Here is a 12,699-nt window from a genome sequence, read left to right as displayed (position 1 = left end):
GATCAAGCATCATTGGCGCCGCCCAGCCTCTCCGCATTGCTCTGCCTCTTGCGAAGATCGCCCTTGTCCGTCACGTCCCACTCGGTTGCGGGTCCGCTTGTGCTCTCTCGTGTCGACCGCATCTTCGGCAGCGTCGGAGGCTTTTCCCGCCAGAGCTCCGCCAGCAAATCCAACGCGGCCGTAACCTGGCCCGAGACGAACCCCTCGGCCCGCTTTCCGGACAACCGCCCGTAGTGTTCGGCCATCTGCTTGATCGGCACGAGTTCGCCGACGACGGCCACCGTGTAGCCGTAGAGCGTCTTGCCCAGACGCTCCCTCGCCTCGCGCAATCGTGCCTGCGCCTCCATGGCGTCGACATTCATATCCGGCTGCGGCGACGTGCCGTCGACGACTTCCCGGGCCGGGTCGATCGCCTTCAGGTTTCCTATGCCGGCGCGCTCGTAAAGCCGTCGAAACTGATCCGCCGCTCGGTGCTCCGCTTCATCGATCGTCCCGGCGGCGAGCATGTAGGACACGGGGCTTTCATGGACGTTGATCGTGACAGCCAGCGGCTTCCCATCCGCCGGGCTCGGCACAAAGCGTTCCTTCCGCTCCCGGCGTCCCGGCAGGTCGGCCGGGATGTCGTCGGGAATGCGAAACGGCTGGCGAGCCAGCTTCTTCGGCTTTCGGGCCTTCGGTGCCGGCGCTGGCGGGCTGGCGGCGCAACGCGCGGCTAGACGCCCCGCATAGTCGGACATCTGCATGATCGGCCGGTACTTGGCGAGAATCCGCTCCTGCGCCTTGGCCTGAAGCGCGCGCTTGCCGATCGACCGGCGCAGCTCAGCCGCCCGCTCGGTGTTTCCCCTGCCCTCCGCTCGCGCCAACGCCTTGGCGTCCCGCTCGTTCAGCGTAAGTGCCTTCTCGAGCCGGCGCGTCGCGGCCTCGACCCTGTCATGCGCCGTGCGCCTGGTAGCTTCCTGCATGTCCCTCTCCGTCACTCATCGCTCGCCTGCCGCCTTCTGCAGGAGGTCGGGTCCGTCCCGCGTCGGCGGCCACTCGCTGGGGAAGTACCGACCCGTCATTTCGCGATCGCGTCCGGCCATCGGTCGCGGCGGGAGAATGACCGCCCTCAGCGGGTACGCGGCCTCGCTGGCAACGGCCTCCCACGCCTTCCAGGCGGACGTGCCACACTCGACGAAACGGGCGCCTGCGAATGCCGCGCCGGCGGATCGCCGAAGCGCCGCGACGGCTGGGGCCTCCGGGGGGCGTGGCTTCAGCGCGCCGGCGAAATTGTCGAAGATGCGCCGCGACAGGTAGGCGCTCGGATCGAGCATCTTGCGAGGCTTCGGCCGTTCGGCAGCGCATGCGGCCCGGTAGGGCCCTATGGCCGCCTTGGCTCGCTTGCGCTCGTCAGCCGTCAGCCGGTTCCAATGGCGCCGTGGCGTAAGCCTCGATGCCATGGGCTGCGGATCGTAGGCCCCTAGGAACTCCTCGAATTCCTCATCCCGATCGTTCGCCTCCCCCGCCCCCTTGGGGGCTATGGGGGTAACCTTCGGTTCTTCTAACGGTTCTATGGGGGTGTCAGCAGTGACACCCTCGGGGGTGTCTACCGTGACACCCTCCCCCTGCATCGGGAGGGTTTCAGCCTGACACCCTCCCTCGCGAACGTTCTCGGAATGTCCTTGCAACGATGCAACATCATCTTGGGTGAGAAGCCGCGACAGAACCAACCGATAGTGGTTCGCCTTCTGGCGGCCGCTCGTCTCATGCATCTCACTCTTGACGACGAGCCCATGCTCGACTAGCCAGTCGAGCCGGCGAAGGACGGTGCTCTTGGACTGGCATGACTCCTCGCAGATGCGGGCGATCGTCGGCCAGCACTCGCCGGTCTTCTTGTCCGCGTAGTTCGCAAGCGAGATCAACACGAGCTTGGTCGCCGCGTCGCGGATGTACTGATCCAGAGCCCAGGCGACGGCTTGCACGCTCACAGACCGCACCCCGCTTCGCAGACCATGAGCATGCCCTGGCCGGCTTCCTCGTCGGTGCGCAGGTCGACCTGGTCGAGCGGCACACGATCGCGATGCAAGAACTCCTGCTCGCGCATGCTGGGCGTATTTCGGATCAGCCGGTCGATCTCGACGGCATCGGCCCACGCCTGCGGGTCGTTGTCGCGCAGCCAGCGCCATTCGGCGTTCGTCTTGTAGGGGCAGAAGATGCAAGCGCTCTTTGGCGGCACCGGGAACCCGCGCTCTTGCAGCCAGAGCACGCAATCCATACGCGACATCCGCTTTTCGAGAAGCGGGTAGCGGTTCACGGTCCATGACGTGAAGGCCGCGCCCGCCCGCACAACCTCGTCGGTCGATATGCCGATCCAGACCTCGCATGAGCCGGCAGGGATGCGCTGGCGCGGGGCAAAGCCGAGCAGTTCGCGCTGTTTCTTCTCCAGCGGCTCGATCTTGAATTCGCGGGTGCACTGGCGCTTGCCCTGCCCGCCGCGTCCGGTAAACGCGGGAATCGTGACGAAGCGGTCCTGGTTGATGACGCCGCGTCCGGTCGCACGATTTCGGATGCGATCCGAAAGCCGGCCGCCCCGGCTCACCCGATGCATCATCACGCGGCCATTGCTGTAACGGAGAACCTGCGCCTCCAGCCATTCGAGGTGGCGATAGGTCGCCGATAGCTCGTCGCCGGGATCGGCGTTGATGATGTGGTCGACCCATGGCAACTCGCCCACGCACATCATCATGATCAGCGTGGACGACTGGATGCCGCCGCCGTTGGACAGCACCCGCAGCTTCGCGCCTTCGACCGGCCCCCAAGACCAGCCGCCGCACCGCACGCGCGCTTTCTTCGGTGCGGGAGGGGAGATGAGGTTGAAATCTCCCATCACGCATCCTCGCTTGCTGAGGCGGCGCACGAGATGAGAGCTGAGGCAGTGATCATGCTACCTCACCTCCGCCGCTGCCGTGCTGCACAATTGGTGTCCAAGGGGCGGGGGCATGTGGATCATGGCGCTGATGCGCGTGAGCGGCGAGCCGACATTCGACGACGAAACGACCATCCGCTTTCCGATGCGGGACGCGACGACGGGACAGGACGTGACGTGCTCGATCTCGGCCGAGGCGCTGAGAAAGAAGTTCGGCGCGGGCGGAGATCCGCTCCGGGCGTTCATGGCGCACCGGGTTCCCATCGAGCTGGCGGTCTCGGTGCGATACCGGCGCGATGGAACCGGGGTGCACCTCTCGGCCACTGACCTATAGACCGTGGGCGCGCCCGTCATTCCGCAGCCTCCTCTGCTCCGAGGAATCGCTCTGCCAGCGCCCGGATGCGGCTGGCGTCCGTAATCACCGGCATGACACCCTTGCCCGGATCGACGATGCCCTGCGCCTGGCTGGCCTTGAGGCCGAGCATGCTGACGATCAGGGGATCGGAGCCGCCATTGGCGTGCAGGAAGATCGCCGTCACCTGCTCGCTCTGGCCCGGCCGGTCGAGGCGACCGATGACCTGCTCATGGACCTTGGGCGACCAGTCGAGCTCGCCGAACACCACGTGGCTGCATCTCTGCTGCAGGCCGTCGAGGCCGGCGCCGGAGCGCAGCGAGATCATCATCAGGTTGGTATCGCCGTTGATGAAGGCAGCCTTGGCCCGATCCTTCTGTGAAGGCGTCTCGCTGCCCGTGTAGAGCACGGGATCGAACTCGCCGAGCTCCCGACCCCAAATGTCGTAGACCTCGCGGTGCCAGCCGGCCAGCAGCACCGACAGGCCTTCGTTCAGCAGCAGACGGACATAGGCCGCGACCGATTTGGCCTTGGCGAGTCCCGTCACCATGCGGGCCATGATGTCGAGCTCACGCGCCGCCTGCCCTCTCTGCGCAAACGATCCGCTGACCACAGTCGAGGCCAGCGTGCGCATCAGCGCGAGGGAATCGGCCTCGACATCCTCGTCATAGTCGACCTCGATCGGGATGGTGTTGACGTTGCCGCCAGCCCGCTCGCGGCGCAGCACCAGCTGGATTTCCCGCAGATAGGTGCCGAGCGCGTCCGGGTCCTTCACGATCGCCTTGCGGCCACCGAAGCTGCACCATTCGCGCAGGAAGTCCTCATAGGTGCCCAGCGCTCCCGGCTCGATCGCCTCGACCACGTGGAACATTTCCGGCCCGTAATTGTAGACCGGCGTCGCGGTCAGGCCGATGCGCATGCGGGTGTTGGCAGAAAGGATCGCCGCCGCCTGCCCCTTGGCCGTCGAGGTGCCGGTGCGAAGCTCCTGGATCTCGTCATAGACGACGGCGCGGAACCTCCCGGTAGCGAAGACGTCGACCCAGCCGGCGATGTTGGAATAGCTGAAGAGGTAGAGGTCGGCCTCGGGAAGGTCATACGGCTGCGTGCCCTGGATGATGTGCGCCCGCAGCGTCGTGAACTTCTCGACGTATTCCTTCTTCCATTGCGTGCGCAGATGCGGCTGCACGACGATGGCGGCGGGCAGGCTTTCGCCATCGGTAAGCGCGCCGAGCGCCGTCACCGTCTTGCCGAGCCCGACATCGTCGAGCAGGAGCAGCCTGCCGAGCTTGCGGATGACCTCCGCCGCCTCCGCCTGGTAGCGATAGAGCTCGCGGCCGGGCTGGAAGCCGAGCGTCGCCGGCGGCGTCCAATCGGGCACGAAGATGCGCTCGACGTCGTTGCGCCGATCCGTGAAGGCGGCCCGGCCGGCGAGCATGCGCGCGCGGTCCGCCTCCGCCATCTCCATCGGGTAGCGGTGCAGGAACCATTCGAGGTCACTCGCCATGGCGACGCCGTCCCGGAAGGTGAACGGCCCAGCCGATGCCTTGGGCACGCCCGGGAAAATCGCTTTCAGCTTGATGGCGACGTGCGGCTCGAGGCCGGACATCACCCACCGCTCGCCGTCGAAGTGAAGGGTGCCGTACATCCTCACAGCCAGGCCCTCCCGAGATTGAGGACGGCCGTCGGCTTGCCCTTCAGCGCCGGCGGGAAGCCCATGGCGACATTGGTCACCAGCAGGATGGCGGAAACGCTGCCATGGCCGGCATAACGCTCGCACTGCCGGAAGATCGCGCGGCGCTGCCCCTTGATCTTCACCTCCACGGCGACGGTTCCGACCATGAAGTCGACGATGTCGCCGGGGCCCAGCGTCACCTCGCGCTCGAAGGGGAGACCGATCTCGATCATGTGCGCCTCGATCGCAGCCTGCAGCGGCTTTTCGCCGGTCAGCGGAAAGCGCGCCCCGGACAGGATCTTGAGCACACGTTCAAGCCCCGTGCTCGTACCGATCTCGAAGCCCTCATCAGCGGGGCGATCGGTGAGTACTTCGCGCATCATGCCGGCCCCTTCGCCGACCTGGTCGTTACGTTCCGTTCTTTGACCACGACGCCCAAGCGGGCATTGCCGCGCCAATGCGCGGCTATCCAGCGGAGAACTCGGTCGCCAGACTTGAGCGTGATCTCCCTGAGATGTGTCCGGACTTCGTGTCGGCGGACGCCGGTCCGACCTTCGAACGTGACGCGTCGATTTCGCCCAATACCGCCATTGGGGAAGTTCAGCCGCACCGAGTTGAATGAATAGACGCATGGCGCTGCCGGGAGGCGGCGAGCGATGCGAGATTGCACCCGACGCAGGGGGCGTCGTTCCGAGACCGTTGCCCCACCGATGCTAAGAAAAATGGACAAACCTACGACAATGCCGGCAAACCAGTTCAACACACCTTCGGCGTCGTCTGCCGACATAGAGTTCAGCCATTCAGCCGCCCACGTGTAGGTTAAGTCAAATCCGGATCCGCTCTGCGATGGTCCAACATCAAGCACCGCGCACGCGCGAACCCGCCCCTTGAAAAGGGTAATGATGTCCAGTTGGACCTCGTTCGGACCATCGGCTTTCTTCACGAGGACCCCAACGCGTCCAAACTCGCCGTCTCCGAAGGGGTGAGGAAAATCAAAGAGGGAGAGATCGGCGGGCGGCCGGAAGAGCCCCCACATCGAGGCTGAACGCTCGGCCTTTGCCATGATGCTTTCGGCCACATGGACCGCCGAAGCGTCGAACACATAGACTGATGCCGCGCGCTCAGCGTCAGAAGCCACGGCATCTGCAAGAGCCGGGTGCGCGAGCGGCACGTGATTCTGTGATGGCCGATCGAGCAGGGTTCTGACGATCCCCTCGATCAAGAACTCTTCGTCGGAATCTACGGTGCCAAAGCCGTCGGCAGCGGCAGCCACCCAAAGGCCGTCTACGACACGGCTCATAACTGCTTCTCCGATATGGATTGGATAAGGCCGAGCCGCTCGCGCGGTGCGGACACCTCGTCGAACTTCGTCGCCTCGTTGCCCCAGCTCGCCCAGCCCTCCCGCGTCTGCCGGGCGAAGATCGACACGCGCCTAGCCTCCGGCCATGCCGCCTCGCAGCGCGCATAGAACTCGTCCGGCTTGCGGGAATGCTCGCGCGCGAGACCGTCTATGGAATCGGCTTCCAGCGTTTCGACGAAATTGGGAAAGCTCGCGCCCGACCAGGACGAGTCTGGCAATCGGGCGATGATGTAAGGCTCATGGAGTGAGCGGGCGACGTAGCCCGGTCCCCACTGCGACTTGCCGCTCGCCGTGCGCTTGGCCCAGCCGCCACCGGTCACCGGCTGAATGCCCCAGCCTTTCATCACCTCGACATGGGCGCCGATCGCCACCAGCGGCCAGGTCGTCCACATGATGCAGACCCCGCCGGGCGCGAGCAGGTTGCCGACCGGCAGAGCCTTCACCTCATCGACCGACATGGTCGCGTATTGCGCCTGAGGCGACTTCCTCGCCCCCTTGGCCGAGTAGAGATTGAAGTGCCAGGCCGGGTCGATTTCGACGAGGTCGAAGCCGAATGGCGGCAACGGATCGAAGTACCAGCCGCTCATGCCTCGCCTCCGATCGCCCGCTTGAGCGCCAGCACCTCGTCTCGTCGGTCCGGGTCGGCTTCGACCAGCCTCGCTACCTTCCTCACGCCCGACAGCACGGTCGTATGGTCGCGCCCGCCGCAACGCCGGCCGATCTCCGGCAGCGAGCGCATGGTCAGTTCCTTGGCGAGGTACATCGCGACATGACGCGGCCACAGCAGGTCGGCTGTGCGTCGCTGCGACAGCAGGTCCGGAAGCGAGACGCGATAATGCCGGGCCACGGCCCGCATGATGTCGTCGATCCGCAACCGCTGATGGCCCCCGAAGACGCTGCGCAGGAAGCCGCGGAGGATGACGTCGGCCTGCTCGATGGGGGGCACGGCACCGGTGAGCTCGAACTGCGCGCGCAGCCAGTTCAAAGCACCGCCGATATCGCGCCCGTTCAGCCCGCCCCGACCGGCGATGGCGTCGACGATGCGGGCGGGAACGACGAACCCGGGCAATTCCACCGCGATCGCCGCGATCCGTGCGGCGACCAGGTCCCGCCGCAGGACCGCGTCCATGGGATCGATCTCGGCGACCAGCCCGCCCGCGAGGCGGGAGCGCAGGTGCCGATCCAGATGCTCGATCTCTGAGGGCGGCATCGCGGCGGCGAGGATCAACGGCTTGCCCGCGGAAAGCCGGAGTTCGACGATTGCCGCGAATTCCCGGTATGCGCCCTTGCCGGTGATGCGGTGGATGTCGTCGATCAGCAGCAACCCGACGCCGCAAGCCACCTCGCGCAGCGCGCTCGCCTGGAACGCGCCGCCGCCGGCGGCCAGGCTCATGAAGTGCTCGGCACCGAGATAGAGCGCGGCGCCCTGCCCGGCCTCGCGTGCCGCCGCCTGCAATAGGTGCGTCTTGCCCAGCCCCGGGCCGCTATGCAGCAGCAGAGGGCTGAAGCGCGCCTCCTCCGCCGCGGCCTTGCGCATGGCGGCAAGAGCAAGTGCGTTCCCCTGCCCTGCGACGAAGCTGTCGAAGGTCAGACCGGGCGTGAGCGGCGAACCGTTCGGGTCCGGCACACAGATCGGAGCGAGCGGCGGCGCGCGATCGAGCGGCACCGGGGCTGCGATGGTGAGCGCGGCGGCCGGCATTGCGGTCGGCGAGCGAAACGCCGCCGTGCGCACCGTCAGGTCGATCCGCTCGACACCCGCCTCCTCACGCCAGAGGTCGGCGAGGCGATCGGCATAGTGCTGCTGGATCCACGACCGGAGGAACCGCGTCGGCACCGACAGCCGGACACAGCCGCCGGTCATGCCCTCCAGCCGGAGACGCGGGAACCAGCTCCCATAGATCTCCTCGCCGATCTCGACCCGCAGCCGCCGGCGCACCCGTTCCCATGCCTCGCCCGCGTTCTCCGTGACGTGCTGAATCGTATCCATGACCGACCTCAATGTTGCAGGAAGGCGATGCGCCGGCGGCTCTGCCAGCACAGAGCGCAGGTGGAGCAGGATTCCGTCTTCCCCGTCTGCTGCGGGCACAGCACCGCGTCCGCCGGCACCTGCCGCGGATGCTCCACCGTGACCGTGGAGCACTCGTCGATCGGCGCGTTCGAGAAGCGCAGAGCGAAGCGGTCCCAGTGGACGAGCGTGAGCTGGACCAGCGCCCGGGCGACAGGGTCGCGCCGTCCGTCGATCCGGGCGGTGAAGCCGAAGACGTGGAGCGCCGGAAAGCAGGCGATCAATGAAGCCCACAGCGCGACGTAGCGCTCGGAATAGAAGTCACCCAGCACATGCAGGCGAACCGCGAAGCCGCGCGGGTGGCGGGACTGGAGGATGGCCACCTCATGGGCAAGCCGGTCTTCCAGGGCCTCGCCATGGCGGATGCGCTTGGCGAAGTGCATGTGATTGCCGAAGCAGGAGCGCCAGTGCCGGCACGACGCCGGGCAGGTCGCGCGTTCCTCGAGCGTCAGCGCATAGACCGGGAACCCGGCCCAGCGCCCCTTGCGGATCTCGCCGCCGATCTTCCAGTGGTTGGCACCGGAGACGAGCACGTTCAGAAGTCCGTCGACGCCGGTCACCGTGGCCGGGTAGAGCGTGCGGTCTTCGGTCAGCGCCGGATGGTCGACCGGCGGCATGGTCACGGCGCGATCGGTCGCCACCTTCGGCGCGAAGCGCGACTTGCTCCGCCGCGGTCCCTTCGGGCGGAGCAATCCGTGCCGCTTGCGCTGCAGATAGACATACTGGCGCGAGCAGCCGAACCGCTCCGCTATCTCCGGGTCCTTCAATCCCTCCTCGACGGCCGCACGGAGATCGGCCTCCGGCAGCTTCGCCGGCCGGCCGCCCCGGCGAGCCACCGGGAACGGGACGACGGCTGCCGGCCGGTCGAGGGGATTGGTCAGGTTGGGCAGGAGACGGCCGGTCATGCGCCGCCTCCGAGCGCCTGGGCGAGTTCGGCCCGGCTCTCCAGCGACCAGCCGACGGCCCAGCGGGTCACGATGACGACGCCGAACGGCTTCACCTTGCGGCGGATCTTGCAGATGAACACGTCCACGATCTTCATTTCGGCTTCCTCGCGGCCATCTGCGCGATAGAGCGCAGCCATGATCGCGTCCTTGGTCGCGACCTCGCGTTTCAGCAGCACGCCGAACACGCGGCACTCGCTGCTCGTCAGGCGCCATTCGACCGGCGCGACGAAATCCATGCCCATTGCCGCTTCGAGCTGTTCGACGCGTTGACGCAGCCTCTCGCTCTCCGCTTCGAGGGCCTCAACCCGCGCGCTTTCGTCCACGGGGGCGCCTCTTGAACCAGGTGATGCCGAGCGCTCGCCAAAGCGGAATGCCGTGACTGGCAGCGAAAAGCTTGGCCTGACGTTCACCTTCGGGGCCAAGCGCCATGATCACGCTCGACAGGTCCTCCGGCGTGATCTCGCCGGCATATTCGGGATCGGTGAGGAGCATCTCGGTCGCGCGGATCGCGGCGAAGCTCACCGGCGCCATCCGCGCCTTGCCGAGCACTTCCAGCATCTGGCGTGCCCGCATCGCGCCGCGCCGCCCGATGAGCGCACCGATAGCGCCGACTGCCATGGTGTCGCCCGGTTTGAAGGCGCCGTTGCCCGGCGATACACGCAGGATCCGCAGGCCTGCGCGGGCGCAGACCTGATCGACCGTCAACGCTTCCGGATCGCCCGCCGCGACGGCCGCGGCGTGAAGCTGGGTCGGCGTGACCGCGATCCGGTCGCGGTTGTGCCCGATGAAGGCCTGCGCCCTCTCCTCCCGGCTCTCGGCACGAACCACCATCACCGGGATTTCAGTCACCTGCGGGTGGGATTCGGCGGCGATCGCGGTGTGCTGGCCGTCCAGCACGTCGAGCGCGCCCTCGACCTCCACCACGATCGGCGGCTTGAAGCGGCGCCAGTCCCAATCGGCGACGATGCGGCGGATCAGGCTTATGGAGCGATCCGAGAGATTGCGCTGGTAGTTTTCGTCCACGCGGAGCGTGCCGGGCCGCACCCAGCGAAACTCCGGACGCGCAACCTCGGCGGCGGCCCCGCCTGGCTCGATGCCCGGCAGCGCGAGCGGCTCGATCTTGCGACGTCGCGGAGTTTCGTCCGTCATGGCGTCACCCGATCATCCCGAGCGCCTGCAGGTAGAGGTCGACGATCGCGTCATGCTCGGCGCGCTGGTCGGCGTCCTGCTTGCGGATCTTCAGGATTTCCTTCAGGGCCTTCGGATCGAAACCGGTCCCCTTCGCCTCGGCGAAGACGTCCTTGATGTCGTCGGCGATGGCCTTCTTCTCCTCCTCGAGCCGCTCGATACGCTCGATGAAGGCCTTGAGCTGCTCCTTGGCGAAGCTCGCGGGAGCGTCGGAAAAAGGTTGGTCGTTCGGCTGGTCGGACATGGAATCCCTTCCTTGATAGATGGCGGACGTGCGGCCGGTGCCGCGGGAGCTACGCGTCGAAGAGATCGGCGACCGGCACGGGCCGGTCACGGCGCATCGGCATCGTTTTCAGTTCGGCCCGCAGCAGCGCCGTAGTGATCTCTTCAAGCTGCCGGGCGATCGACGCCCGCGGCCGGTGATACCTGCGGAGCCGGGCGTACTCGGCTCGCTTCTCGTTGCGCGCGACGCGCAGCCTCTGCTGCGCGGCCTGCAGGCGGTCGGCGGGAGGATCGGCGGTGCGCACATAGATCCTCGCCATGGGATCACTCGCGCAGGCGCCGCACATTCGGCGGCACCTCGTCGAAAGCGTCTTCCTTGGCGGCATGAGCCGCCTCCAACTCGCTGTAGAGGGCGCTGGTAACGGCCAGCACGTCGGCGACGAGAGGCAGCACCGTCGCTATTTCACGCGGCGTCAGCGACGCGCCGCCTTCCGAAGTCGGAGACAGGCTCGCCGAAAGCTGCACCAGCGCCTCGCCCACCTCCTGCATCATCGTGCTGGAGAGCTCTGCGAACTTCCCCTCGCCGTCCGGCAGCGGCAGGAACACGCCGCCGGCACAGAGCGCCAGGTGCTGGGCGGCCTCGATGCAGCCGAAATGACGGGTGAGCTGGGCGACGCGTGCGTAGGAGACCTCGGAACCCTTCTGGTCGGGGTCGAGCTGCTTGCGCAGCGTCGGTTCGGCGATGTCGAGGAACGAGGCGACGACGCGCACGCCCTCGGTCGGCGATCCCTTCTCGCCATGGCGCTCGCCGATCCCGTCGAACATGCGGTCGAGAGCCTCATGGGCAGAGCCCGGCTGCCGGCGTTTCGTCATGGCAAAACGCCCTCGCGATTATCATTTTCGGAGGTGCCGGCGTCGGGCATGGTGCCCACGTTCACCGGCGCACGCGGAACCCCTTCGGGCCATTCCACTCCAGACGGCCAATTCGTCGAAAACCAGCGGATGATCTCGTCGTACTTGCGTGCGGTGAAGGAGCGACCGGACGCAATTCTGGAGAAGAAGCTGCCGTCATTCGCCGCCAGACGTCCGACGGTAGACAGCTCGAAACCTCTAGCCGTGGCGTAGGCTTCAGCGCAGACACGAAGATTGGACCGGAGCTCATTTTCCATGTCGCATAGATAGTGGGATTATTCCCACTTCGCAACATGAATTTCCCACGCGGTAACCCACTTTGAATTGTGGGATAATTCCCAACATGGAGAGTAAGCTGCAGCGGGTCGTCGAAGGCCGCCTGAAGGAACTCGATATCGGCCCGGTTCAAGCTGCCACAGCAGCGGGCATGGAGCGCACCTTCATTCGGGACATTGTGATGGGGCGTAAGGCCTCGGTCCGTCAGTCGAGCATGCCACTCCTCGCGCGTGCTCTGGGGTGGTCGGTCCAACAGCTTAACGCAGCCCTCGAAGGAAAGTCGGACGTATCGTCCAATGAACTTCAGCCGGTAACTGCCGCGCTCATTCCCGTTCGCCTCCAAGGATCAATCGAAGCCGGATCCTGGCGGGAAGTGGATCAGTTCGACGATGTCCAGGACGAGCTTATCTATGACACCCGCGACCCCGACTTTCCGCAGGGCCGCCTCTTCGCCAACGACGTCGCCGGCGACTCGATGAACGACCTCAAGCCGCGGCCGATCATGCCGGGGGACCGAATCATCAGCGTGATGTTCGACGACCTTCGCGGGCGGGTCCCGCTAAGGGACGGCATGGTCGTTGTGATCGAACAGACGCGCGATGGCGGGCAGATGCGCGAGCGCTCCGTGAAACAACTCGCCATCTTCGAGGATCATTACGAGTTTCATCCCCGGTCCACCAATCCGAAGCACAAGCCGATCGTCGTGAACCGAGACCTCGAGGCCGATGACGGTCGAACAGTCGAGGTGCTCGGGCTCGTGCGGAAAATCATGAACACGATTCCGATTTCGTTCCGGTAGC

At 66.2% G+C, this 12,699-nt stretch carries 17 protein-coding genes; 2 read left to right on the top strand and 15 right to left on the bottom strand.

Features of this window, described 5'->3' with window-relative positions; genetic code table 11:
* Positions 1–2: 2 nt before the first annotated feature.
* From NVS83_RS04235 to NVS83_RS04225, 3 genes are read right to left on the bottom strand one after another with little or no spacing between them, the layout of a single operon-like run.
* Positions 3–962, bottom strand: a complete 960-nt coding sequence (locus NVS83_RS04235; protein WP_258738201.1) for a hypothetical protein — start codon at positions 960–962, stop codon at positions 3–5.
* 15 nt (positions 963–977) lie between these two features.
* Complete coding sequence (locus tag NVS83_RS04230; RefSeq protein WP_258738200.1) at positions 978–1,967, bottom strand: helix-turn-helix domain-containing protein; 990 nt, start codon at positions 1,965–1,967, stop codon at positions 978–980.
* Positions 1,964–2,866: a hypothetical protein gene (locus tag NVS83_RS04225; protein WP_258738199.1), complete on the bottom strand. Its 903-nt coding sequence runs from the start codon at positions 2,864–2,866 to the stop codon at positions 1,964–1,966. The genes NVS83_RS04230 and NVS83_RS04225 overlap by 4 nt, the downstream gene beginning before the upstream one ends.
* Before the next feature lie 112 nt (positions 2,867–2,978).
* Between NVS83_RS04225 and NVS83_RS04220 the strand changes: the two genes are divergently transcribed.
* Positions 2,979–3,239, top strand: a complete 261-nt coding sequence (locus tag NVS83_RS04220; RefSeq protein WP_258738198.1) for a DUF1488 family protein — start codon at positions 2,979–2,981, stop codon at positions 3,237–3,239.
* 16 nt (positions 3,240–3,255) lie between these two features.
* On the opposite strand, the gene NVS83_RS04215 is transcribed toward NVS83_RS04220, so the two are convergent.
* From NVS83_RS04215 to NVS83_RS04160, 12 genes are read right to left on the bottom strand one after another with little or no spacing between them, the layout of a single operon-like run.
* Positions 3,256–4,902: an SNF2-related protein gene (locus tag NVS83_RS04215; RefSeq protein WP_258738197.1), complete on the bottom strand. Its 1,647-nt coding sequence runs from the start codon at positions 4,900–4,902 to the stop codon at positions 3,256–3,258.
* A 2-nt stretch (positions 4,903–4,904) separates the two neighbouring features.
* The gene (locus tag NVS83_RS04210; protein ID WP_258738196.1) at positions 4,905–5,312 is read right to left on the bottom strand and encodes a hypothetical protein; all 408 of its coding nucleotides are present in this window, start codon (positions 5,310–5,312) and stop codon (positions 4,905–4,907) included.
* Positions 5,309–6,229, bottom strand: a complete 921-nt coding sequence (locus NVS83_RS04205) for a hypothetical protein (protein ID WP_258738195.1) — start codon at positions 6,227–6,229, stop codon at positions 5,309–5,311. Before NVS83_RS04205 ends, NVS83_RS04210 begins: the two co-directional genes overlap by 4 nt.
* Positions 6,226–6,876, bottom strand: a complete 651-nt coding sequence (locus NVS83_RS04200; protein WP_258738194.1) for an MT-A70 family methyltransferase — start codon at positions 6,874–6,876, stop codon at positions 6,226–6,228. The genes NVS83_RS04205 and NVS83_RS04200 overlap by 4 nt, the downstream gene beginning before the upstream one ends.
* On the bottom strand, positions 6,873–8,276 hold the full coding sequence (locus NVS83_RS04195) for a DnaA ATPase domain-containing protein (RefSeq protein WP_258738193.1): 1,404 nt from the start codon (positions 8,274–8,276) through the stop codon (positions 6,873–6,875). Before NVS83_RS04195 ends, NVS83_RS04200 begins: the two co-directional genes overlap by 4 nt.
* An 8-nt stretch (positions 8,277–8,284) precedes the next feature.
* Positions 8,285–9,259 carry a helix-turn-helix domain-containing protein gene (locus tag NVS83_RS04190; RefSeq protein WP_258738192.1) on the bottom strand — a complete coding sequence of 325 codons (975 nt, stop codon included), beginning with the start codon at positions 9,257–9,259 and terminating at the stop codon, positions 8,285–8,287.
* Complete coding sequence (locus tag NVS83_RS04185; RefSeq protein WP_258738191.1) at positions 9,256–9,624, bottom strand: winged helix-turn-helix domain-containing protein; 369 nt, start codon at positions 9,622–9,624, stop codon at positions 9,256–9,258. The genes NVS83_RS04190 and NVS83_RS04185 overlap by 4 nt, the downstream gene beginning before the upstream one ends.
* A complete protein-coding gene (locus NVS83_RS04180) occupies positions 9,602–10,450 on the bottom strand; it encodes a DUF6551 family protein (RefSeq protein ID WP_258738190.1) in 849 nt (282 codons plus the stop codon). The genes NVS83_RS04185 and NVS83_RS04180 overlap by 23 nt, the downstream gene beginning before the upstream one ends.
* Positions 10,451–10,454: 4 nt before the next feature.
* The gene (locus tag NVS83_RS04175) at positions 10,455–10,733 is read right to left on the bottom strand and encodes a DUF2312 domain-containing protein (RefSeq protein ID WP_258738189.1); all 279 of its coding nucleotides are present in this window, start codon (positions 10,731–10,733) and stop codon (positions 10,455–10,457) included.
* A 49-nt stretch (positions 10,734–10,782) separates the two neighbouring features.
* Complete coding sequence (locus tag NVS83_RS04170) at positions 10,783–11,031, bottom strand: hypothetical protein (RefSeq protein WP_258738188.1); 249 nt, start codon at positions 11,029–11,031, stop codon at positions 10,783–10,785.
* Between the two features lie 4 nt (positions 11,032–11,035).
* Positions 11,036–11,584: a phage regulatory CII family protein gene (locus NVS83_RS04165; RefSeq protein ID WP_258738187.1), complete on the bottom strand. Its 549-nt coding sequence runs from the start codon at positions 11,582–11,584 to the stop codon at positions 11,036–11,038.
* Positions 11,581–11,880, bottom strand: a complete 300-nt coding sequence (locus NVS83_RS04160) for a hypothetical protein (RefSeq protein WP_258735048.1) — start codon at positions 11,878–11,880, stop codon at positions 11,581–11,583. The genes NVS83_RS04165 and NVS83_RS04160 overlap by 4 nt, the downstream gene beginning before the upstream one ends.
* 86 nt (positions 11,881–11,966) lie before the next feature.
* Between NVS83_RS04160 and NVS83_RS04155 the strand changes: the two genes are divergently transcribed.
* Positions 11,967–12,698 carry a LexA family protein gene (locus tag NVS83_RS04155; RefSeq protein ID WP_258738186.1) on the top strand — a complete coding sequence of 244 codons (732 nt, stop codon included), beginning with the start codon at positions 11,967–11,969 and terminating at the stop codon, positions 12,696–12,698.
* Position 12,699: the final 1 nt, after the last annotated feature.

The sequence above is a fragment of the Ancylobacter mangrovi genome, from assembly GCF_024752335.1.
GTDB lineage: Bacteria > Pseudomonadota > Alphaproteobacteria > Rhizobiales > Xanthobacteraceae > Ancylobacter > Ancylobacter mangrovi.
This window is presented reverse-complemented; position numbering and strand designations above follow the sequence as displayed.

Bases quoted from the DNA above. Each gene is read 5' to 3' on its own strand.
- NVS83_RS04175 (WP_258738189.1), bottom strand. From the start codon at position 10,733: ATGTCCGACCAGCCGAACGACCAACCTTTTTCCGACGCTCCCGCGAGC.
- NVS83_RS04190 (WP_258738192.1), bottom strand. From the start codon at position 9,259: ATGACCGGCCGTCTCCTGCCCAACCTGACCAATCCCCTCGACCGGCCG.
- NVS83_RS04165 (WP_258738187.1), bottom strand. From the start codon at position 11,584: ATGACGAAACGCCGGCAGCCGGGCTCTGCCCATGAGGCTCTCGACCGC.
- NVS83_RS04220 (WP_258738198.1), top strand. From the start codon at position 2,979: ATGTGGATCATGGCGCTGATGCGCGTGAGCGGCGAGCCGACATTCGAC.
- NVS83_RS04235 (WP_258738201.1), bottom strand. From the start codon at position 962: ATGCAGGAAGCTACCAGGCGCACGGCGCATGACAGGGTCGAGGCCGCG.
- NVS83_RS04210 (WP_258738196.1), bottom strand. From the start codon at position 5,312: ATGATGCGCGAAGTACTCACCGATCGCCCCGCTGATGAGGGCTTCGAG.
- NVS83_RS04160 (WP_258735048.1), bottom strand. From the start codon at position 11,880: ATGGAAAATGAGCTCCGGTCCAATCTTCGTGTCTGCGCTGAAGCCTAC.
- NVS83_RS04225 (WP_258738199.1), bottom strand. From the start codon at position 2,866: ATGGGAGATTTCAACCTCATCTCCCCTCCCGCACCGAAGAAAGCGCGC.
- NVS83_RS04180 (WP_258738190.1), bottom strand. From the start codon at position 10,450: ATGACGGACGAAACTCCGCGACGTCGCAAGATCGAGCCGCTCGCGCTG.
- NVS83_RS04170 (WP_258738188.1), bottom strand. From the start codon at position 11,031: ATGGCGAGGATCTATGTGCGCACCGCCGATCCTCCCGCCGACCGCCTG.
- NVS83_RS04205 (WP_258738195.1), bottom strand. From the start codon at position 6,229: ATGAGCCGTGTCGTAGACGGCCTTTGGGTGGCTGCCGCTGCCGACGGC.
- NVS83_RS04200 (WP_258738194.1), bottom strand. From the start codon at position 6,876: ATGAGCGGCTGGTACTTCGATCCGTTGCCGCCATTCGGCTTCGACCTC.
- NVS83_RS04195 (WP_258738193.1), bottom strand. From the start codon at position 8,276: ATGGATACGATTCAGCACGTCACGGAGAACGCGGGCGAGGCATGGGAA.
- NVS83_RS04155 (WP_258738186.1), top strand. From the start codon at position 11,967: ATGGAGAGTAAGCTGCAGCGGGTCGTCGAAGGCCGCCTGAAGGAACTC.
- NVS83_RS04215 (WP_258738197.1), bottom strand. From the start codon at position 4,902: ATGTACGGCACCCTTCACTTCGACGGCGAGCGGTGGGTGATGTCCGGC.